This is a genomic window from Paraburkholderia eburnea, from assembly GCF_002917095.1.
In the GTDB taxonomy this organism is placed as follows: Bacteria; Pseudomonadota; Gammaproteobacteria; order Burkholderiales; family Burkholderiaceae; genus Paraburkholderia; species Paraburkholderia eburnea.
The window spans coordinates 109,771-129,384 of sequence record NZ_PQGA01000009.1; the positions used below are offsets into that span (position 1 = coordinate 109,771).

Annotated in this window: 15 protein-coding genes and 1 pseudogene; 7 read left to right on the plus strand and 9 right to left on the minus strand. The window is 64.0% G+C overall.

The window, feature by feature from the left end; genetic code table 11:
* Positions 1–239: 239 nt before the first annotated feature.
* Positions 240–1,202, plus strand: coding sequence for a response regulator (locus B0G62_RS17770; RefSeq protein ID WP_103705532.1), 963 nt, complete (start codon positions 240–242; stop codon positions 1,200–1,202).
* Between the two features lie 66 nt (positions 1,203–1,268).
* On the opposite strand, the gene B0G62_RS17775 is transcribed toward B0G62_RS17770, so the two are convergent.
* Positions 1,269–3,047, minus strand: coding sequence for a methyl-accepting chemotaxis protein (locus B0G62_RS17775; protein WP_244193293.1), 1,779 nt, complete (start codon positions 3,045–3,047; stop codon positions 1,269–1,271).
* A 590-nt stretch (positions 3,048–3,637) separates the two neighbouring features.
* Here B0G62_RS17775 and B0G62_RS17780 point away from each other — a divergent pair.
* A complete protein-coding gene (locus tag B0G62_RS17780; protein ID WP_103705533.1) occupies positions 3,638–4,426 on the plus strand; it encodes an FRG domain-containing protein in 789 nt (262 codons plus the stop codon).
* A 48-nt stretch (positions 4,427–4,474) separates the two neighbouring features.
* On the opposite strand, the gene B0G62_RS17785 is transcribed toward B0G62_RS17780, so the two are convergent.
* From B0G62_RS17785 to B0G62_RS17795, 3 genes are all read right to left on the minus strand, one after another.
* The gene (locus B0G62_RS17785; RefSeq protein WP_103705534.1) at positions 4,475–6,232 is read right to left on the minus strand and encodes a putative bifunctional diguanylate cyclase/phosphodiesterase; all 1,758 of its coding nucleotides are present in this window, start codon (positions 6,230–6,232) and stop codon (positions 4,475–4,477) included.
* Positions 6,233–6,452: 220 nt separating this feature from the next.
* The gene (locus tag B0G62_RS17790) at positions 6,453–6,749 is read right to left on the minus strand and encodes a YciI family protein (RefSeq protein WP_103705535.1); all 297 of its coding nucleotides are present in this window, start codon (positions 6,747–6,749) and stop codon (positions 6,453–6,455) included.
* A gap of 57 nt (positions 6,750–6,806) precedes the next feature.
* Entirely contained in the window at positions 6,807–7,406 is a 600-nt protein-coding gene (locus B0G62_RS17795; RefSeq protein WP_103705636.1) for an NUDIX hydrolase, read from the minus strand.
* A 130-nt stretch (positions 7,407–7,536) separates the two neighbouring features.
* Here B0G62_RS17795 and B0G62_RS17800 point away from each other — a divergent pair, with 130 nt between their 5' ends.
* Positions 7,537–8,292, plus strand: a complete 756-nt coding sequence (locus B0G62_RS17800; protein WP_103705536.1) for a DeoR/GlpR family DNA-binding transcription regulator — start codon at positions 7,537–7,539, stop codon at positions 8,290–8,292.
* Positions 8,293–8,496: 204 nt separating this feature from the next.
* Positions 8,497–9,807 (plus strand): dicarboxylate/amino acid:cation symporter, encoded by a 1,311-nt coding sequence (locus B0G62_RS17805; RefSeq protein ID WP_103705537.1) that lies wholly within the window; start codon positions 8,497–8,499, stop codon positions 9,805–9,807.
* A gap of 21 nt (positions 9,808–9,828) precedes the next feature.
* Here B0G62_RS17805 and B0G62_RS32260 read toward each other — a convergent pair.
* Positions 9,829–10,002: pseudogene (locus B0G62_RS32260) on the minus strand (DUF3175 domain-containing protein); the annotation flags it as partial.
* Between the two features lie 1,038 nt (positions 10,003–11,040).
* Between B0G62_RS32260 and B0G62_RS17815 the strand changes: the two are divergent.
* Positions 11,041–12,171: a 3-oxoacyl-[acyl-carrier-protein] synthase III C-terminal domain-containing protein gene (locus tag B0G62_RS17815; RefSeq protein ID WP_244193294.1), complete on the plus strand. Its 1,131-nt coding sequence runs from the start codon at positions 11,041–11,043 to the stop codon at positions 12,169–12,171.
* A gap of 51 nt (positions 12,172–12,222) precedes the next feature.
* On the plus strand, positions 12,223–14,811 hold the full coding sequence (locus B0G62_RS17820; protein ID WP_244193295.1) for an ATP-binding response regulator: 2,589 nt from the start codon (positions 12,223–12,225) through the stop codon (positions 14,809–14,811).
* On the opposite strand, the gene B0G62_RS17825 is transcribed toward B0G62_RS17820, so the two are convergent.
* The 4 genes from B0G62_RS17825 to B0G62_RS31725 all read right to left on the minus strand — a co-directional run bounded on the left by B0G62_RS17825 (position 14,754) and on the right by B0G62_RS31725 (position 17,476).
* Positions 14,754–15,983, minus strand: a complete 1,230-nt coding sequence (locus tag B0G62_RS17825; RefSeq protein ID WP_144270414.1) for a hybrid sensor histidine kinase/response regulator — start codon at positions 15,981–15,983, stop codon at positions 14,754–14,756. The two genes, B0G62_RS17820 and B0G62_RS17825, sit on opposite strands and share 58 nt — an antisense overlap.
* Before the next feature lie 219 nt (positions 15,984–16,202).
* On the minus strand, positions 16,203–16,679 hold the full coding sequence (locus tag B0G62_RS17830; RefSeq protein ID WP_244193296.1) for a PRC-barrel domain-containing protein: 477 nt from the start codon (positions 16,677–16,679) through the stop codon (positions 16,203–16,205).
* Between the two features lie 114 nt (positions 16,680–16,793).
* On the minus strand, positions 16,794–16,994 hold the full coding sequence (locus tag B0G62_RS17835; protein ID WP_103705542.1) for a hypothetical protein: 201 nt from the start codon (positions 16,992–16,994) through the stop codon (positions 16,794–16,796).
* A gap of 233 nt (positions 16,995–17,227) precedes the next feature.
* Entirely contained in the window at positions 17,228–17,476 is a 249-nt protein-coding gene (locus tag B0G62_RS31725) for a hypothetical protein (protein ID WP_167401301.1), read from the minus strand.
* On the opposite strand from B0G62_RS31725, the gene B0G62_RS17840 reads away from it, so the two are divergent.
* Complete coding sequence (locus B0G62_RS17840) at positions 17,475–19,346, plus strand: sensor domain-containing diguanylate cyclase (protein ID WP_103705543.1); 1,872 nt, start codon at positions 17,475–17,477, stop codon at positions 19,344–19,346. The two genes, B0G62_RS31725 and B0G62_RS17840, sit on opposite strands and share 2 nt — an antisense overlap.
* Positions 19,347–19,614: the final 268 nt, after the last annotated feature.

A 19,614-nucleotide genomic window follows, 5' to 3' on the forward strand; every position in this document is an offset into this window, starting at 1 on the left:
ACAGATTTCGGCCGAAACCCGTCCGGATTTCACCCGTTTGCGCGCCGTACGCCGGAGCTGTCGCCGCATACAACAGCCATGGCGCAACGGTTGCCGAGCCTGGCACGAGGCCGCATAATCTCGCAGCGATGGCGTTGCGATGCGGTTTGTGTGAACCCTTGCTGGAACCCGCCAATCAGGTCATTCGGGCCATTCGGGTCAATCGTTTTGCAGGCAGTCGCCAGCACCGAGGCATATACATGAGTTCGATCGTCAGGCAGCCGGTTTTCTACCCCGTATCCGTGGTCTTTCTCGACGACAGTGCGGATTTTCTCCACGCACTGCGCGGCCTTTTCCCGCGTGCGCCCACGCATCACTTCTTCACTTCGCAGGACGAGGCGCGCGCGTTTGTCGAAGCCGCGAGCGAGCGAGGCCCGCGCCATAGCCCCATGTCGGGCGCGGCGTGGTCGGAGTTCGAAAAGAAGGGCGGCAATGCGCTCGGCCAAGACGCGCTGGCCAACGCCGCGCGCTTCGAGGACGTGGCGGCCATCGTGGTGGACTACGACATGCCCGGCCAGGACGGGCTGGAGTTCCTGGCCTCCGTGAAGGATGCCAACTGCACGCGCATCCTGCTCACCGGCACCGCCGACGAATCCCACGCAGTGGACGCGTTCAACGCGGGGCTGATCCACTTCTATGTCAAGAAGTCGGACCCGGCGATGACGCGCAAGCTGGCGCAGGCGCTGGCCAACGCGCAGCAGAAGTTCTGCGCGCAGCATGGCCATATCGGCGTGCATGGGGTGGGCGCGGTCTATGCGGACCGGCGCGTCAACGAGGTGCTGCAGACGCTGGCGCAGCGCGAGCGCATCGTCGAATATTATTGGCGACCCGAACAGAATGCGGTGCTGACCTTCGACGCGCTCGGTCACGCGGGCGTGTTCCTCGCGTGGGATGCGCACGACTGGGATGCGCAATGCGACGTGGTGACCGACGAGGGCGGTCCCGCTGCCTTGCGCGATGAAATGGAAGGGCGCCGCATCATGCCGGTGTTCTGGCCCAACGAGGCGTACCGGCCGGGCATGGAGCGCGTGGAGTTCGCCGTGCCGCAGGAGGTGCCGGGCTCGCAGGATATCTACACGAGCTGGACACGCATCGAAGGCGTCCAGCTGGAGCCGGATTGCGTGACCTACGCGCAGTGGTTGCGCTCGCAACGAACTGCGTGACGTTGCTGCGAGTTTCCGCGAAGACAAGAAAAAGGGCACTTGGCGTGCCCTTTTTTCATTGGAACATTAGAACGTTTCCCAGTCCTGATCGCTGCCAGCTGCCGCGAGTGCTGGCGAAGGCGCCTGCACAGGTGCCTTCGGCGCAGGCGTGAGAGCGGGCTGGGATGCGAGCTTGCGTGCCGGCGTAGCGCGCTTCTCCGGCCTGAGAGCCGCCGGCCTCGCTGCTTTTGTCGTCCTCACCGCTTGAGTGGGGCGCGCCGCAGCTTGCACGGGCGCGAGCGCGGCCGGCTGCGAGCCGATCCGGAATACCGACGCCGCATCGCGCAGGCTGCCCGACTGGGTGGCCATCGACTGCGCCGCCGCCGACGCCTCTTCCACCAGCGCCGCATTCTGCTGCGTCACTTCATCCATTTGCGCGACGGCACGATTGACCTGTTCGATGCCGGTGTGCTGCTCCTCGGACGCCGCCGCGATCTCGCCCATCAGATCGGCCACGCGCCGCGCGGATTGCACGACTTCATCGATGGTCGCGCCCGCTTCGTCGACGAGCTTCGAGCCTTGCGCCACCTGCTCCACCGACTGCCCGATCAGATCCTTGATCTCCTTGGCGGCGCTCGCGCTGCGCTGCGCGAGCGTGCGCACTTCGCCCGCCACCACCGCGAAGCCGCGACCCTGCTCGCCCGCGCGCGCCGCTTCGACAGCGGCATTGAGCGCGAGAATATTGGTCTGAAAAGCGATCCCGTCGATCACCCCGATGATCTGCTCCACGCGCTCCGAAGTCTGGGCGATCCCATGCATGGTCGTCACCACACGGCGCACCACTTCGCCGCCGCGCGCGGCCACATCGGACGCATTGACGGCGAGCGTATTGCCCTGGCGCGCGTTGTCGGTGTTGTGCTTCACGGCGGCCGTGAACTGCTCCATGCTGGCGGCCGTTTCTTCTAGCGAGGCGGCTTGTTCTTCCGTGCGCGAGGACAGATCGCGATTGCCCGCCGCAATCTGATGCGCGCCCGTCGTGATCGATTCCGCCGAAGTCTGGATGCTCTGGACCGTGTCGACAAGCTGGAGCTGCATCCGGCTCATGGCGTGCAACAGGCTGCGGTCGTCGCCGGGCGCGACGCGCACCTGCGCCGTGAGGTCGCCGGAAGCGATGCGCTCGCAGATATCGGCGGCATAGTCGGGCTCGCCGCCCAGGCTCGTGCGGATGCTGCGGATCAGCCAGAACATCCCGAGCGTGAGCGCCACGCCAACCAGCGCGACCAGCGCCAGATTGCGGATCAACGCGCTGTAGAAGGCATCGTCGATATCGTCCACGTAGACGCCGGTGAAGATATGCCAGTCCCAGTCGGGCACGACATCGGCGTAGCTGATCTTCCCGACCGGGCTGTTATGACCCGGCTTCGGCCACACATAGGTGCTGACGTGATTGCCGCCGGGCGACGAGCTTTTCACGATCTCCAGCGCGATATGCGTGCCGTTCGAGTCGACCATGTCCGCCTGGCTCTTGCCTTCGAGTTCGGGCTTGGGCGGCACCAGCAGTGCGGTGGCGGAACTGTCGTAAATACCGAAATAGCCGCTCTGGTCCGCGCCGTAGCGCAGGCCGCGCAGCGTGGCAATGGCTTGACGCTTCGCGTCGTCGGTCGCGAGGTGACCTTGCGAGGCCTCCTTCTGATAAAACCCGATCACGCCGAGCGCGGTTTGCGTTTCCTGCGCGAGGGCGCTTTTGCGATCCTCAAGCATGCTTGTGCGCGTCATGACCGCATTGGCCACGACCAGCACCACGAGGGCGATCCACAGCAGCGCGACGATGCTCCACGCCTTTTGATTCAACGACAGTCGCTTCACGTTCTTCGTTTCCTTCGAGCCTGGCTGCCGCGCGCGGCAAGCCACGTTTGATGGCGCAAGGCGGTACAGCGCCGCCCTTCCAGCCCTGTTTACGGCGCGCGACGCGCAGAACTGAAGGTGTGGCGGCGTGATTGGCAGGGTTTTGTTGCTGCGGGCACGAACTATTCGTCAGATGATTATCCGTCGCTCGTGTCGTGACAGTTGCGTGCGCAACGGATTGCCATACTCGCCGCCGTCATGGAACGGGCGATGGTACGGAGGTTTTGATGGCGCTCGCGCGCGTCGGGCTTAACGATGAATTTCCAGAAGCGGTCGCCTTCGATGCAGGTAGCTGGCTCGGGTAGTAGGGGAATCGGTGCTGTCTCGACGGCCGTTTTGCTGCTGCCTGGCGGCTCGCCAGGCACGACGATCTGGCCGCTCTGACATCGCCGACCGTTCTGACCCGGTCGGCCCCTGGGTGAGCCGCGTGCCGGTCGAAGCGCAGACTTCACGATGTAACGGTCGGTGTGATAGTTTGTCTGACGCAAGTGCGGTGCGCATGGCGCAGCGATGCCTGATCGACGCCTGTGCCGCCGCCAGGAGACACACGCATGCAGACCACCAGACTCACCGACTGGAACCAGTTCATGGACCTGACGACTCAGCTCGATGGCTGGGCGTTTCGAGGGCAGCAGAATGCCCAATGGCGGCTGGAAAGCTCGCTCTCGCGCTACATGCGCGACTACGTCGACGATCACAGCCAATGGCGCGCGCGCGAGGAGCGGGCGATCCGCGTGTTCCGCCGCAAGGCGCACAACTTTCTTGCCCATCCCGACATTCTCGCCGACGACCTGCGCTGCCTCGCGCTGATGCAGCACCACGGCGCACCCACGCGTCTGCTCGATTTCACCAAAAGTCCCTTTGTGGCGGCGTTTTTCGCGCTCGAACGCGCGACGGGCGACGCCGCGGTCTATGCGCTCAACACACCCGCGCTATGGAACAATCGCGCGCGCCCCAAAGCTGATCCCACGCTTACGCGCGACGTGATCGACCCGCGCGCGCCCGGTCAATTCGAACATTACTTCTTCTGCAATACGAACGAAATTCTCTGGTCGGGCGAGCCGTCCGAAATGGACGACCGGCTGGTGGCGCAATCGGGCACCTTCGTCGTGCCGGGCGTGATCGACAAGCCCTTGCAGGCGATCCTGGACGGCTACGATACCAACGAGGAACTACTGCACCAGATCGTGCTGCCCGCGAGTATCCGCATGGACGCGATGAAATGGCTGTACCGGATGAACATCACCAATGCGTCGCTGTTTCCGGGGCTGGACGGCCTCGCGCGCTCGATTGCCGTGGAACTGGAAATCGTCTGGTCAGGGATGATGCAGTCGCAGTGACGGGGCGCAATTGTGTGTCGCCGGACCTTGATCCGGCACGGCGTGCGCTCAGGCCTCGCAGGTCCGGTCTGTCAGCAGACACGGCACCGGCGCGATCAGCGTGCGTAAGGTCTGCAGCGAAACCGGCCTCGAAAACCAGAACCCTCGTGCCTCGTCGCAGCCCAGTTCGCGCAGGCGCTGGGCCTGCGCGGCAGTCTCGATGCCCTCGGCCGTCACCTTCAGTTCCAGCGCATGCGCCATCGAAATGATCGCGCCCACCAGCGCTTCGCTGCGCGGGTCCGTCGCCATCTTCGCCACGAAGGAACGGTCGATCTTGAGTCGGCTCAGCGGCAGGCTCGCGAGCCACGCCAGATTCGAATAACCCGTGCCGAAATCGTCCACCGCCACCTCGATACCGAGCGCGCGTAGCGCGTGCAGCGTATGCACGGTGCGGCCCGCATCGGCGAACAGCATGCTTTCGGTGATTTCGATTTCAAGCTGATCGGGCGCGAGCGCGGCGCGCTCCAGAGCCACCTCGACCTGCGCGGCGAACTGCGGGTTGACGAACTGCTGCGGCGAGACGTTCACGGCCACCTTCGGCAGCGTGCGCGCGAGGCGCTGCAATTGCCCGGTCTCCCGGCACGCGGTCGCCATGACCCATGCGCCGATGGTATCGATCAGCGCGGCTTCTTCCGCAATCGGGATGAATTCGCCGGGACTCACCAGCCCATGCACGGGATGACGCCAGCGCAGCAGGGCTTCGGACTGGTTGATCGCGCCGGTCTGCAAAGACACGCGCGGCTGATAAACCAGAAACAGCTCGCGCGCGTCGATCGCATGACGCAGCGCGTTTTCCAGCATCAGATGCCGGGTGGCGCGTTGCTCCTGCGCGCGCACGAAACGGCACACCTGGCCGCGTCCGGCGCGGCGCGCCTCGGATACGGCCACGCCCGCGCGGCGCACGAGTATGGCGGCGTCGTCGCCATCGTCGGGATAGCGCGCGGTGCCGATGTTCAGACCGACCTTCGCGCCGCGATTTCCATGCGCGCTCGCGTCGCGCGGTGCCGGAGTCTGCGCCAGCGCGCGTTCGTCGCCTTGGGCGAAGGTTTCGATTAGCGCCTCGGCCACTTCCGTGGCGTCGTCGCCGCGGCCCGGCAACGCCAGCACGAACTGGTCGCCGCCGATGAAACCCATCGGCACGTCGCCGCATTGCGCATGCGCCAGCCGGCGCAGCCGCGCGCCGGCATATTCGAGCGCGAGATCCGCGCCTTCGGGGCCGAGCGCTTCGCGCGTTTTCTGCAGATCGTCGAGTTCGATCACGAGCACGGTGAGCGGCTCGCCGCTGCGGCGGCTGCGCGCGAGCGAGAGGTCGAGCCGTTCGAGGAACAACTCGCGATTGGGCAGACGCGTCGCGCTGTCGTGATGGGAGACGTACCAGAGCCGCGCCTCGGCGTGCGCGTGGCGCGTGGTGTCGACGGCAATGCCGACATAGTGCCCCGCGTAGTGCGCCTCCAGCATGCCCGTGAGCGGCGCCATGGCGAGCGAGACCGGCACGCGCGTGCCGTTGCGCCGCACATAGGCCCACTCGCCGCGAAACTGCGCGAGAGCGCAGGCGCTGGTGGGCGGCAGCGGCCCGACGCGCCGTACCAGTTCGGCGGGATCGTGCAGCGCGAGGAATGTGCGCTGGCCGATCAGGTCCTGCTCGCAGTAGCCCGTCAACTGTTCATAGGCCGCATTGACGCGCGCGAAGACGCCGTCGGGACGGCACAGGAAGGCGCCAAACGGCGCGGCGAGAAAGGCCGATTCATAGACGCTGGGCGTGTTCATCGAAGTCCTGTGCGCGTGGCATGGCGAAGCCGCGCGCCGCCGGGCGTAACGGCGCGTCCCGCCTTGTCGTTATACGCAGCGACGAAGCAGGAGCCATGCCATATCCGATGCGCACGCAACGGACCTGCAAGCCGACGTAAGCCGGCGTGGGTTACGTAACGTGCGCCATGCTCGACGCACGCGCGTTACGTTACGCGCCGGAGCGCCTTTCCTGCTGGGCTTACCGTGCCTCGGGACGCGGCAGATTGAGATCTGGCGCGAGACGCGTGGCCTTGAATTCCGTGATGGTGTAGGCGGCGAGTCCCTGGCGTGCGAACGGGTCGCTCGCGAGGATCGCATCGAGGCGCGCGCGCTCCATGTTCGACGCGACGATGACGCCGCCATTGCGCGGGACCATCGGCCCCGCCGCGACGAAATGGCCGCAGGCGAACTGCGCATCGAGAAAGTCGCGATGCGCGGGCAAGGCGTCGTCGATATGTTCGAGCGAGGCGGTATAGGTCAGCGAAACGATATACATGCGAATTCCATCAGCAAAAGGTGGCGTCGAGGTGGCGTCGATTGTAGCGTCACGCGCTCAACGCGCGACGCCTGCGGCCATCGCCTGCAACGCCGCGTGCTGCAACAACATGATGGTCTTGCCATCGACGATCTCGCCGCGTTCGATCGCCGCCAGTGCTTCGCTCAGGGGCATTTCGATCACTTCGAGGTCCTCACCTTCCTCCGCGATGCCGCCGCCATGGCCGATGCGCGTGGAGGCGTCGTACTCGCCCAGATAAAAGTAGAGCTTTTCTGTCACCGAGCCGGGACTCATGAATGCCTCGAACACCTTGCGCAGATTGCGCACGCGGTAGCCGGTCTCTTCCTCGACTTCAGCGCGGATGCGCTTTTCGGGCGAGGCGTGGTCGAGCAGACCGGCTGCCGCTTCGATCAGCATGCCGTCGTGGCCATTAACGAAGGCGGGCATGCGGAACTGGCGCGTGAGCACGACGTTGCCAGTGGCCGGATTGTGCAAAAGGATGGTCGCGCCGTTGCCGCGATCGTAGGTTTCGCGGCTCTGCCGCTGCCAACTGCCGTCGCGGCGGAGGTAATCGAAGGTGACTTTGCGCAGGATGTACCAGTTGTCCGAAAGAACGGTGGTATCGACAATGCGGACGCGGTCCTGGGTGGCAATCACGGGCGGCTCCAGAGTGGAACGGTGAGGGTGACGAAGCGTTTTGTCGACACGCGTGGTCGACATCGCGACCGGCTCATGATAGCGTGCAGACTCGTGCAGTTTCAAGAAAATTCGTGTAATCGATTAGACCATGCTCACCAGCCAACGAAAAAGAGCGATTCTCGACGCCCTCGAACGCGACGGTCAGGTGCTGGCCGCCGATTTGAGCGCGGCCTTCGGTGTGTCCGAGGACACGGTCCGGCGCGATCTGCGCGAACTGGCGGCGCAAGGTCACCTGCAGCGCGTGCATGGCGGCGCGTTGCCCGCGTCGGCCGCCGTCGCGCCGCTCGCCGCGCGTGAGGACATGGATGTGGCCGCCAAGCAGCGCGTCGCGCGCAAGGCGGCGGCCATGATCGAGCCGGGGCAGGTCGTGATCGTCGATGGCGGGACGACCAGCGCGTTACTGGTGCAAAGCCTGCCGCCCGATCTGGCGGCCACGATCGTGACGCACAGCGCGAGCATTGCTGTGGCGCTGGCTGCGCATCCTCGGGTCGAAGTCGTGTTGATCGGCGGGCGTCTTTACAAGCACTCGGTCGTGAGTGTCGGCGCTGCCGCCGTTGAGGCGATGTCGCACATTCACGCTGATCTGTACTTCATGGGCGTGACCGGCGTGCACGCGAAGGCGGGCTTGAGCACGGGCGATTATGAGGAAGCCTATGTAAAGCGCGCACTCGCGGCGCGCGCGGCGGAAACCGTGGTGCTCGCGTGCGCGTCGAAGCTCAATACGGCTTCGCCGTTCTGCATCGGCGGCGTGGATCTCGCGCAGACGCTGATCGTCGATGCCGGTGCATCCGCGAAACTGACTCGGCCGCTCGAAGAAGCCGGGTTGACGGTCGTTAAAGCCTGATCGGTTGCGCGAATACGCGTTTTCTCTCCAGCCGCTTCATTCCTTGCTCAAAACTCCCTGGCGCTTGTGCGGCGCGGGCAGTCCTCACCCCACCAGGGTTTTTGACAGGATTGCAACACTTGATGCGAAGAAGTAGATTATCGCAACAATTGGTTTGCTATCGGAATGTAGGGCCGCATGAGTCCGCCCAGGAGAAAAGACGCTATGAAACGTTTGAAGCTGACGACCTGGATCGTCATTGGCATGGTGCTGGGCATCGCCACGGGCTACGCCTGCCATCGCGCGATCGGCGATGCGCAGACGCTGACTTCCGTGGCTGACGCCTTCGGTCTGGTCACCGATCTGTTCCTGCGGCTCATCAAGATGATCGTCGCGCCGCTCGTGTTCACGACGCTCGTGGTGGGCGTGGGCAAGATGGGCGACGCAAAGGCGGTGGGGCGCATCGGCGTGCGCACGATCGCGTGGTTCCTGGGCGCGACCTTCGTGTCGCTGCTGCTCGGCGCGCTGGTGGCGAACTGGCTCCAGCCGGGCGCGAGCCTGCATCTGCCCTTACCCGATGCACACGCGGCCACCGGCATTCAGGCTGGTTCGATCTCGCTCAAAGAGTTCATCACGCATCTTGTGCCTAAGAGCGTCGTGCAGGCGATGGCCGAAAACGAGATCCTGCAGATCGTTGTGTTCGCAGCGTTCTTCAGCCTCGGCATCATTGCGATCGGCGAGCCCGCCAAGGGCATCGTTACGCTGCTCGAACAGATTTCGGCGGTGATGTTCAAGGTCACGGGCTACGTGATGGCGTTCGCGCCGGTGGCCGTCTTCGCGGCGCTCTCGCACGTGGTCGCCGTTCAGGGGCTGGGCGTGCTGCTGAGCTACGGCACCTTCATGGGCGTGTTTATCGGCGCGCTGGTGCTGTTGTGGTGCGCAATCGTCGGCGCGGGCGGGCTGGTGCTGGGTTCACGCGTGTTTGGCCTCGTGCGCGCCGTGCGTTTGCCGATGCTGCTGGCGTTCAGCACGGCGAGCAGCGAATCGGCCTATCCGAAGCTGCTTGAACAACTCGAACGCAGCGGTGTGCCGCGCCGTATTTCGAGCTTCGTGCTGCCGCTGGGTTATTCGTTCAACCTCGATGGCTCGATGATCTACTGCACGTTTGCTACGTTGTTCATCGCGCAGGCCTACGGCATTCACCTGTCCTTCATGCAGCAGGCGACCATGCTGGCGATCCTGATGCTCACGAGCAAAGGCATGGCGGCGGTGCCGAAGGCTTCGCTCGTGGTGATCGCGGCGACGCTCGGCCAGTTCAACATTCCCGAAGCGGGCCTGCTGCTGATCATGGGCGTGGATACGTTTTTGGACATGGGGCGCACGGCGACCAATGTGCTCGGCAACAGCGTGGCCGCTGCGGTTGTGACGAAGTGGGAGGGCCAGCTTGGCGCGGTGATGAGCGACGATGAATACGAGGCGCTCGTCAGCGAACGCGAGCGGACCCGCGAGGCGAGCGGGCAGGGCGCGCTGGCTTGAGCGCAAGAAAACGTCGTGCACTCAGGGTTTGCGCCCGAAGGCCGCGCGCCGGCTGGCTTTGGCCTTCTCCAGCGTTTTCAGGCGCGCCTTCGGCAGGTTGTGGCCGGCGCGATTGAGGTAGAAGTCGAGCATCGACGTCGCGGATTGACAGGGCGTGCCCTTGCGCCGTCGGCTGCGCAGCGCGGAAGCCTTGAGCAGGCGATCTCGTCCGGGTCGCCACGGTTTCGTTCTCCCGATCAACACCAGACGACACGGTCGTACGCCACGGTACGCCGGTACACGTTCTTGCCGCGCCAGCTCGAAAACTCCATGTAGGCACATTCGAGCACCAGAATCCAGTTCGTTACGCGCATTGCCATCCCCATCATTGGTTTGAATGCAGAACCAGTCTAGGGCCGTGTCATTCGAGGCGAATCCTCGAGCAGGCGCGGATTGACCGCTCAGTTCAGGCATTCGTACCGGTGGCTCTACCGCCCCGGTGAAGTTCTTACCATGTTGCACCGCAAATCCGGTGCCTGGCTGCGCCTCTGCATTGAGCCCCTTTGTCACAATGGCGCGTCGTGGCGGTGAAACGCGGGCGCTTCGGATCGCTGCGCCCATCATCCGTCCGCGCGCGCGATGGCTTCGTGCGCTTGCGGACGTTGCTGCGCAACAAACCCGTTTTCTCGCTCCGTGCGCACCCGCTGTGACGTCCATGGCCGGCGCGCATGGCGTCCAGACGCGAATTCCGCAGCGTAAAAATGTGGGTCATCGTGCCCTTATCCGTCAAGATCGCCGCGTTTTCGGCCAGGCGCGTCGTGCGGAGAAAACCAGCCGCTATGCTTCCCTACGTTGCCTCACACGCTCCCCGCGCCGACGCTCTTTTGTGTCGCGTCACGTGATGTTTTTCGGCGCATTTTCCTTTCGTCTCCTTATCGGCAAACGCACAAGCAACGCTGTTTATTCCGCATTCAGCCGATGCGCGCGCCGCCCGCGCGCTCGCGCGTGGTCCCGAGATGGCCTCCCCCGCCGTCTCGCTCTTCGCCTGCCGTGTCCGAAAGGGACGGCAGGTTTTTTTCTGGTGCGCGACATTGGCGGACCGTGCGCCATGCTCGAACTTGCGCCCGGCAATAGAAGGTGATTGCCTGTCCGGCGCGCCGCGAGGTGGGGCCCTGGGCGCGGGATGCATGTCGATTCCCTGCTTCGCCATGGAAAGTTTTACCTGGGCGAAGGAAAAGAAAATCGTGATACACGATGGGGGCGCTTTTTGCCTGGCCAGGGGGCCGCAGGACTTGGCGAAAAGCGCTTGTGGTTTTACTCATCAATCACGCTTTTCACGGGATATACATGCTTATCAAGAACATCGCCGTTAGTCTGCCTTCGAAGCTTGTCACGAACGAAGAGGTCATTGAAATGATCCGCTCGCATTCGGTGGGATTCGATGGCGAGATCGATCGCAGTCTGCGGACCATAAAAACCTTGCTGGACCGCAGCGGCCTCGTCACCCGCCGCTGGTGCGGCAGCCATGAGTCGCCTATCGACCATGTGGCCATGGCAACGCGAAAGGCGCTTTCGGAAAGCTATCTCCGGCCCGAACATATCGAGCTGCTTATTTTCGTTGGCATCGGGCGCGGCTTTCTGGAACCGGGCAACAGCCACATGATGGCAAGCGCGCTGGGCTTCGTGAACGCCGAATGTTTCGACGTCGTGGACGCATGCATGAGCTGGACCCGCGCGATGTCGCTGGCCGACAGCCTCTTCAAGTCCGGCCAGTATCGCAATGCGCTGATCGTGAACGCCGAATTCAACATGCTCGCGGGCGGCCCGCTGTATCCGGCGAATTTCGCGTTGAAGAACCACGCGCAGATCGAATACACGCTACCATCCTTCACGATTGGGGAAGCGGCGACCGCCACGCTGGTTGTCCCGAACGAGCCCGACAATTTCGAGTTCGTGTTTCGCGGCAAGCCCGCAGCCGCCGATTTTTGCACCATTCCCATCCACGGCTACGAGGGCTATTGCCATCCGACCGAACGGGTCGGCCGCAATGGCGACATGCGCTTTACATCGTACGGCCACGAACTGCACAAGAACTCGGAAGAGATTACGGAAATATTCGGCAAGCTCTCGGTGCCGAAGTCGGAGATCGACGTGGTTTTCACGCACGCGTCATCGAAGGCCGCATGGCATGGCTATGGTGTGAAAGCCGGGGTCGAGGACAAGATGTTTCACATCTACCCGGAGACCGGTAATCTTGTATCCGCATCGATTCCCGCTGCGCTGGCGATGGCCAGGGACAGCGGCAGGCTCAAGCGCGGCGACCGGGCCGCGTGCTGGGTCGGTAGCGCCGGCATGTCGTTCAACGTGAGCAGCTTCCGGTTTTGAGGCCGTAAGCAAAAAGAGAGTGAGATGAAAGCCATCGCAGGGGGCGTCCGATTGGCCCGATTGATCAGGCAGCGCGTGCGCGATGCCTATCACGTCTCGGACTACAGCGTGCTTGCAGTCGGCGTGATTGGGACTTTCGGCCATCCGCTTTACTGGGTCTGGTGGACGTTCATCGATTCGCAGCCGAACGAGAGCGCCCTGATGCGCCTTATCGGCTCGCTTGCGTGCCTGCTGTTGCTGTTGCGGCGCTTCTGGCCCGCTTCCCTCAAGCGCTTTCTGCCGTGGTATTACTTTGGAACGGTGGCTTACACGCTGCCGTTCTTTTTCACCTATTACCTGCTTTCCGGTCATTATTCGATGCTCTGGTCGATGGCCGAACTGGGCATGGTTTTTTTCCTGATTGCGATATTCCCGTCGTATATCGCGTTGTCGGTCAATCTGGCCGTTGGGATCGGGCTTGCAATCGTTTGTGTTGCGCTGGTCGATCCTTCTGCATTGCAGGTCGATTCGCATCTGCTGCTATATGTGTATCTGCCGGTGTTTGCCTTTGGCATCTGCGCGGGCACCACGTTCAGCCATAGCAACATGAAGGGCATTACGGCCCAGGCGAAAAGCGAGGCATTGCGCGCGCTCGCGGGTACGATCGCGCACGAGATGCGCAACCCGCTGAGCCAGTTGCGCTACGTGCTCGATCGCATCGACGACGGGCTGGGCGGGATGGACGCGGCGCGCGACACGCCGGCGCAGATTTCCGGCCATATGGCGTCGCTTTCGCAACATCTTGCGCATGGGCAGATCGCCATCGACCGCGGGCTGCGCATCATCGCCATGACGCTCGATGAAGTCAGTGCCAAGCCGCTGCGCGCCGACAAGGTGAGCTATCTGAGCGCCGCCGCTACCACGCGCAAGGCGCTCGACGAGTACGGTTTCAACGACGCGAAGGAGCGCAACCGCGTCTCGCTGGTCGTGATCGAAGACTTTATTTTTGGCGTGGATGAAACGGTTTATCTGTTCACGCTGTTCAACCTGATTCGCAACGCGCTGCATCACATGGGCGCGCGCCCGTCGGCCAGGCTGACGATCACGGTCGATCTGCACGCCGTCACCGTGCACGACACGGGGCCGGGCATCGCGCCCGAGACCATGGCGCATCTTTTCGCGCCGTTTCGCAGCCACGGCAACGCGGCGGGCACGGGGCTGGGACTCGCGTATTGCCAGCGCGCGATGCGCTCGTTCGGCGGCGCCATTACGTGCCAGTCGGAAGTCGATAAATTCACGCAGTTCACGCTGTCGTTTCCGCCGGTCTCCGAAAGCAAGGTCGCGGATCAGCGTCGGCAGGTGCTCGCCCGCGCGGCGGAGTTCTTCGCGGGCAAACGCGTTCTGATCGTCGATGACGACGCGAGCCAGCGCGCCCGAGCCGCACTGGCGTTCACGGGCGTGCATGCGCTCGTGAGCGAAGCCGACAGCGGCGAGGCCGCGATCGCCATGTTGCAGGAAAGCCCGGCGATCGACCTCGTGCTCATGGATATCAATATGCCTGGCATCGATGGTTACACGGCCACGGAAGCGATCCGCGCGGGCGGCCACGAGACGAACGCGAACGTGCCCATCGTCGCCTGGTCCGTCGAGCCGCCCGGTGTCGCGGCCATGCTGGCGCGCAACGCGGGCATGGACGAGATGATCAGCAAGTCCAGCAGCGCGATTGAATTCCTCACGTCGCTGCAGACGATCATGGAGAGCGGCGCGCGCAATAGCAAACGCGCGCGTTTCGACGGTTTCGCGGGGCGCCTGATCGTGCTCGCCGACGACGACACCTATAGCCGCCTGATCGCCAAGAGCTATCTGGAGCGCTGCGGCGCGGAAGTCCTCGAAGCCGAAAACGGTCAACAGGTGCTCGATCTGTTGAAGGACGGCAGACGAGTGGATGCGGTCGTGGTCGACCTGAACATGCCGGGCATGGGCGGCCTTGAGACAGCGCGTCTGATCCGCGCGATGGACGGCCCCCATGCGAAGCTGCCCATTGTCGCCTTGACGGGGCAGTCCGACGTCGATGCGCTGCGCGCCAGTCTCGCCGCGGGCATGAACGAAGTGATGGTCAAGCCGGTGCGAGTCGGTGCGCTTTATGCAAGCCTGTCGCGTCAATTCGCGCACGTTCGCGGGCCCGGCGAGCGCACGAGCGCCAATCCGGCGCCGCAGGCCCGGATGCAGCCTCAGGCGTCGAATGTGGCGGACACGCCGGTTGTGCCAGCCGCCAAAGTCGCCGACGAAGATCTGCTCGACGCGATGCAACTCGACGAACTGGCCTCGCTTGGTTTGCTCGATCCGAGCTTCCTGAAGGGCATTGCGCAGATCCGCGCGCTGATCGACGAAATTGGCGTGCACGCGCGGGCGCAGGATGGCCGGGCGCTGCATCATGCGATGCATATCCTGCTGGGCGTGAGCGGGAATATCGGCGCGAAGGCCTTGCATGCCTTCGCGCGCCGCCTCTATCCCGAGTTGCAGGGTGGCGGCTTGCCCACCGGGACAGGCTGGCTGGAGGCGCTAACCGAGCTGGGAATCCGCTCGGCGGATGCGCTGCAAAGCTACTTTGTCGTGGTGACGGGATTCGGCGACTCGCGGCGCACGTTCGTGGACGATTGAAGCGGTTCGGGCTGGGCCGCATCGACAGCAGGCACAGCAGACACAGCAGGATTGGCGACGCGTACTTCGTGCTCGCCAAAACACATCGACACCGTGGTGCCCTGGCCCCATGTGGACTCGATCTTCAGACTGCCTCGCAAAGAGCGCATGACCCGGTTGCAGAAAATCATCCCCATGCCATGCCCGCCGTCCTGTGCATGGGTGGTCACGGGGTCGCGCAGCAGGCGCGCCTGAATCTCGGGCGGGATGCCCGTGCCGTTGTCGTGCACACGGATCTGGGGCGCGGCGCCGCCGGCGATCTCAATGCGCAATACCGGTTCGTCGGTCTTCGCGAGCGCGCGTAATGCATTGGCCAGCAGCGAGGACAGCACCAGCACCACGCAGTTGGGCATCGAGCGCACGACGAAGTCCGACTGAAGATCCACGCTGACCCAATCGCGTTGCGGTCCCGAAAACGGCCAGCTGTCGAGCACGGCGGCGACCAGTTTCGCGGCGCTCGTGTCGCGCCCGGCGTCCGGTGCGAGCGCCGACGTGGCCGCGCTCTTGTTCAGTGTGTCCCAGAACGAGGAGATGAGCGCCATGCAATATTGGGCGTTGTTCAGCATCAACGTGGCTGCTTGCGCGATATCGCTCTGGCTGGACGGCGCGCTCAAATCGGCGGCGTTGTTCTGGACGTTGCCCGCGAACAGCGCAATGGTGGCGAGCGGCGTATTCAGTTCGTGGGCAAGAAACGCCAGTGTCTCGTTCATCGCGAGCAAGCGCTGCTGATGCGCCTCGCGTTCGCCGTGTCGCGACAGCGCTTCGCGCACGACGCCGCGAATCGCGCTCACGCGCAGCGGCTTTTCCAGCACACGGAACACATTCCCGGAATTCACGGTTTGCAGCAGCATGTCCTTGTCCGCATAGGCGGTGACAAGAATGCCGACAATATGCGGATAACGCCGCGCCGCTTCACCGAGCAGGCTCGCACCATCGTCGGTGGGCATACGGAAGTCGGTGACCAGCACGGCGATTTCAGCGTGATGGCGCGCGAGGATCGACAACGCCTCGTCTGCGTTGCGCGCGAGGTGGACGGGCCACGTGCCATCGATGGCACGTTCGAAATGCACGCGCGACAGCTCGTCGTCGTCGACGAAAAGAATGGAAAGCGGCGCCGCGGAAGGCTGGGTCATCGTGGTCCCGTCGATGAGCGTGTGTCAGTGGCGGCTCGCCGAATGCCTGCATAGGGCAGTCTCGACGGTATTTCTATGCGTGCCGAATCGCAAGGGCGGACGAGCCAGAGAGCGTCTGGAATGATAGCCTGGCGAGCGCCAGACACCGCGAGTCACGATCGTGCCGCCCTATTTGGGGGCGGCACGACAGACCACGAACACGTCGGGGCTCATCGGGACTTAATGGCGGCCCGGATCGTCATGCGGCGGAACCACGGGATCGACGCTTTCCCAATACGGCTCTCTGCCGTAATACGCGTGGACCGTGCTGCCCCAACCGGTGTCGGCCATCGACGGCCATTGATCCTTGTCGAAACCCGGGGCGCTGCGCACGCGTTCCGACGATACATTGAGCAGGAAGCACTTGCGGCTCGTGTCGAGCGTGAGCGCGTTCCAGGGAATCGCCAGCAACTTGTCGCCGATACCGAGAAAGCCGCCGCTCGACATCACCGCATAGGCGATACGGCCGCTTTGCACGTCCAGCATGATGTCCTTGATCTTGCCGACTTCTTCGCCATCCGAACTAAGGATCTTGTCGCCGTCGAGCGTGCTGGCGGCCATGACATCGGGGCCGGGACCGGCGGCGGTGGATGCGCCCTTGCCGACGATGCGCGCGCCATTGCTGGTGGGCATGGGGTTGGGGGTAAAGGTAGGCATGTCCGTCTCCTTGCGTAAGGCACTGCGTTGAGTTCGGCCGAACCGTCGTGGTCTGGCCGCGGTGACTTCTCTAGCGCAATGTGCGTGCCGCAAGGAATCGGTCATGGGTACCGGTCAGCCCACCGGCGTTTCGCCTTCGCCGGACTGCTTGCCCGGACGGTCGGCGGGCGACTGCTTGCGTCCCTCGTCGTGGCGCTCCGGCATTTTGCTGCGCTCGTCGTCGTTGTGTTGCGCAGGTTTGGGATGACGCAGCGCTTCTTCGTGCGCTTCGTTCTGTTCGCCTTCCGGCTTTTTCTGCTCCGCGTTTGCGTTCATGGCATCGCTCCTTTGAAGTCCACCGGATCTGTCCGGTCGATGCCATCACGCCCGCAAGGACTGCGCCCGGTCTGTGACGCTGCTTTGCTCTTCGCGTTGGGCCTTGTGCGCCCGCTGAAGCCGTTCATATAGCAGGGTGATTTTTTTGCGGGGATCGATCAGGAATTTTTTGCCTATTAATTCGATATGCGAATTAATAACCGTGGGTGCTGCCAGCGTGAAAGAGCCTGCTATCAAGGTTCCAGACGCTTACGTTTCGAGCGGATGAATTCGCGCATCTCAGCTAGCAAGCGCACGCTCGTGCGCTTATTAAAACGTTTGCGCGTGCTCCGGTAGTTTTCCGCTAAGTGCGATGCCTGGGGTAAAAAATGCCGGATTGCTGCCGTAAACAAGAGCAAGGCGAGGAGCACGACACACAGCGCCTCATGACTAAAGAGCGCATTGCATCGTGCGCCGAATACACCGACGCTGGACCACTGCATGATTACCGCACCGCTTCCGCTCGACGAAGACCTGCGCCTGCAGGCGCTCAGACGTCTGGATATTCTCGACTCCGAACCGGAAGAAGCGTTCGACCGCATCTCGCGGCTGGCCGCACGGGCGTTCGGCGTGCCGATCGTGCTGGTGTCGCTGGTCGACGAGGACCGGCAGTGGTTCAAGTCGCATCACGGTCTCGCGGCCTGCGAGACGCCGCGCAGCATGTCGTTCTGCGCGCACGCCGTCCTCAGCAAACGCATGCTCGTGGTGGAGGACACCTTCGACGACGAGCGCTTTCTCGACAATCCGCTCGTGCTGGGCGCGCCGTATATCCGCTTCTACGCGGGCGCGCCACTGCGCCTCGCGGACGGCCAGGTGATCGGCACGCTTTGTTTGATCGACACGCGCGCGCGCAGTTTCGAGTCGGACGACGCCCAGGCGCTCGCCGAATACGCACAACTGATCGAGCGCGAAATCGAGGTGCGCCACCAGTTGATCCGCTCGCGCACGGCGCACGAGCGCGACCGCCGCTCGCTGGCGATCAGCGAGGCGCGCTTCACGACCGTATTCAAGGAATCGCCGATCGGCAACGCGCTGGTCGCGCTCGACGGGCGTTTTCTGGAAGTCAACCCCACGTTCACCGAAATCACCGGCTACGACGAGGCGACGCTGCGCAAGCTGACCTTCGCCGAAGTCACGCATCCCGCCGATGTCGCTTCCGATGTCGCGCTCGCGGCGGAACTGGTGGCCGGCAAACAGACCACCTACGCGACCGAAAAGCGCTACGTGCGCCCTGACGGCACGGCGATCTGGGTCAATCTTGCCGTGACGTTGCTGCGTGACGCCGCGGGCATGCCGCTGCATTTCATCGCCGCCGTGCAGGACATCGACGGCCGCAAGAAAAGCGAAGACGCGCTGCGCAACTATCACGCGGAACTGGAGGACCGTGTGCGCGAGCGTACCGCCGAGCTGCGCCGCAGCCGCGACGCCCGGCAGACCATTACGGACAATTTGCCCGTGCTGATCGCCGCCGTGGATCGCGATCTGCGCTACCAGTTCAACAACGAGACCTTCAAGCGCGTGCTGGCCAAACCTTCGGCCGCGCTGCGCGGGGTGAGCATTCGCGACATGCTGCGCCCCGAACTGTTCGAGCAGTTGCAGCCGTTCTTCACGCGCGCGCTGGCGGGCGAGCGCGTGACCTGCGACGAAGTGCGCTATCGCGCGGACGAGGAGCGCGTCTGGTGCACGACCTATATTCCCGCCGAGCGCGAGGGCAAGGTGACGGGGTTCTACGTCGTATCGCACGACGTCACTCAGCAGCGCCGCACCGAGCGCGAATTGCGCGAGCGCGCGCTGATCGACCCGCTCACGGGGCTGGCGAACCGGCGCGCGCTCGAAGAAGAACTGCGCACGACCCTGGGCGAGGCGAGCGCTTTTGCGTTGTCCTTTATCGATCTCGACGGCTTCAAGGGCATCAACGATCGCCACGGCCACGATACCGGCGATGCGCTGCTGCGCGAAGTGGCGCAGCGGCTCACGGCGACGGTGCGCACGGGCGACTTCGTGAGCCGGCTGGGCGGCGACGAATTCGTGGTAGTGAGCCGTGGCGTCACCGAGGCGGCGAGCGCCGGGCGCATCGCCCAGGCGGTCTGCCAGTCGCTTGCGAGGCCCCTGCTGGCGGGCGGCCAGGCAATCGAATGCAGCGCGAGCGTGGGCGTGGCGCTGCACCGCGCTCAGGACGGCGGAGCGCCGCCCGACGAGCCGCTCTGTCTCGCCGACGCCGCGATGTACGAGGCCAAGCGGGCGGGCCGCAATACGTGGCGGCTGGCGCGGCCAGCGTCGCGCGCGGCCCGCGCGCCGTCGGCGGCGCAATAGGGAACTGCAAGGGACACGCAAGGTTTTGAGAATCACGCCCGGATGCAAGGTCCGGGAACGGAATCTGCTGATACTCGCCAGCAATGGGCTGGTAGCCGCTTTGCAGCGTTTCGTAGCGGATCGATCTGACGTGCCGGCGCGGACTTCTCGCTCCGCCGTGCGCAAATCCGACCGAGACACGATCAAGCCCTGATTCCGCGAGCGGACGCTCCGTCAGGGCGCGCGCCGTGCGGATCGATCTGCATCGACGACTACCGGGACCAGACAA

Bases quoted from the DNA above. Each gene is read 5' to 3' on its own strand.
- B0G62_RS17770 (WP_103705532.1), top strand. From the start codon at position 240: ATGAGTTCGATCGTCAGGCAGCCGGTTTTCTACCCCGTATCCGTGGTC.
- B0G62_RS17780 (WP_103705533.1), top strand. From the start codon at position 3,638: ATGCAGACCACCAGACTCACCGACTGGAACCAGTTCATGGACCTGACG.
- B0G62_RS17785 (WP_103705534.1), bottom strand. From the start codon at position 6,232: ATGAACACGCCCAGCGTCTATGAATCGGCCTTTCTCGCCGCGCCGTTT.
- B0G62_RS17790 (WP_103705535.1), bottom strand. From the start codon at position 6,749: ATGTATATCGTTTCGCTGACCTATACCGCCTCGCTCGAACATATCGAC.
- B0G62_RS17800 (WP_103705536.1), top strand. From the start codon at position 7,537: ATGCTCACCAGCCAACGAAAAAGAGCGATTCTCGACGCCCTCGAACGC.
- B0G62_RS17805 (WP_103705537.1), top strand. From the start codon at position 8,497: ATGAAACGTTTGAAGCTGACGACCTGGATCGTCATTGGCATGGTGCTG.
- B0G62_RS17815 (WP_244193294.1), top strand. From the start codon at position 11,041: ATGGGGGCGCTTTTTGCCTGGCCAGGGGGCCGCAGGACTTGGCGAAAA.
- B0G62_RS17825 (WP_144270414.1), bottom strand. From the start codon at position 15,983: ATGACCCAGCCTTCCGCGGCGCCGCTTTCCATTCTTTTCGTCGACGAC.
- B0G62_RS17830 (WP_244193296.1), bottom strand. From the start codon at position 16,679: ATGCCTACCTTTACCCCCAACCCCATGCCCACCAGCAATGGCGCGCGC.
- B0G62_RS17835 (WP_103705542.1), bottom strand. From the start codon at position 16,994: ATGAACGCAAACGCGGAGCAGAAAAAGCCGGAAGGCGAACAGAACGAA.
- B0G62_RS17840 (WP_103705543.1), top strand. From the start codon at position 17,475: ATGATTACCGCACCGCTTCCGCTCGACGAAGACCTGCGCCTGCAGGCG.
- B0G62_RS31725 (WP_167401301.1), bottom strand. From the start codon at position 17,476: ATGCAGTGGTCCAGCGTCGGTGTATTCGGCGCACGATGCAATGCGCTC.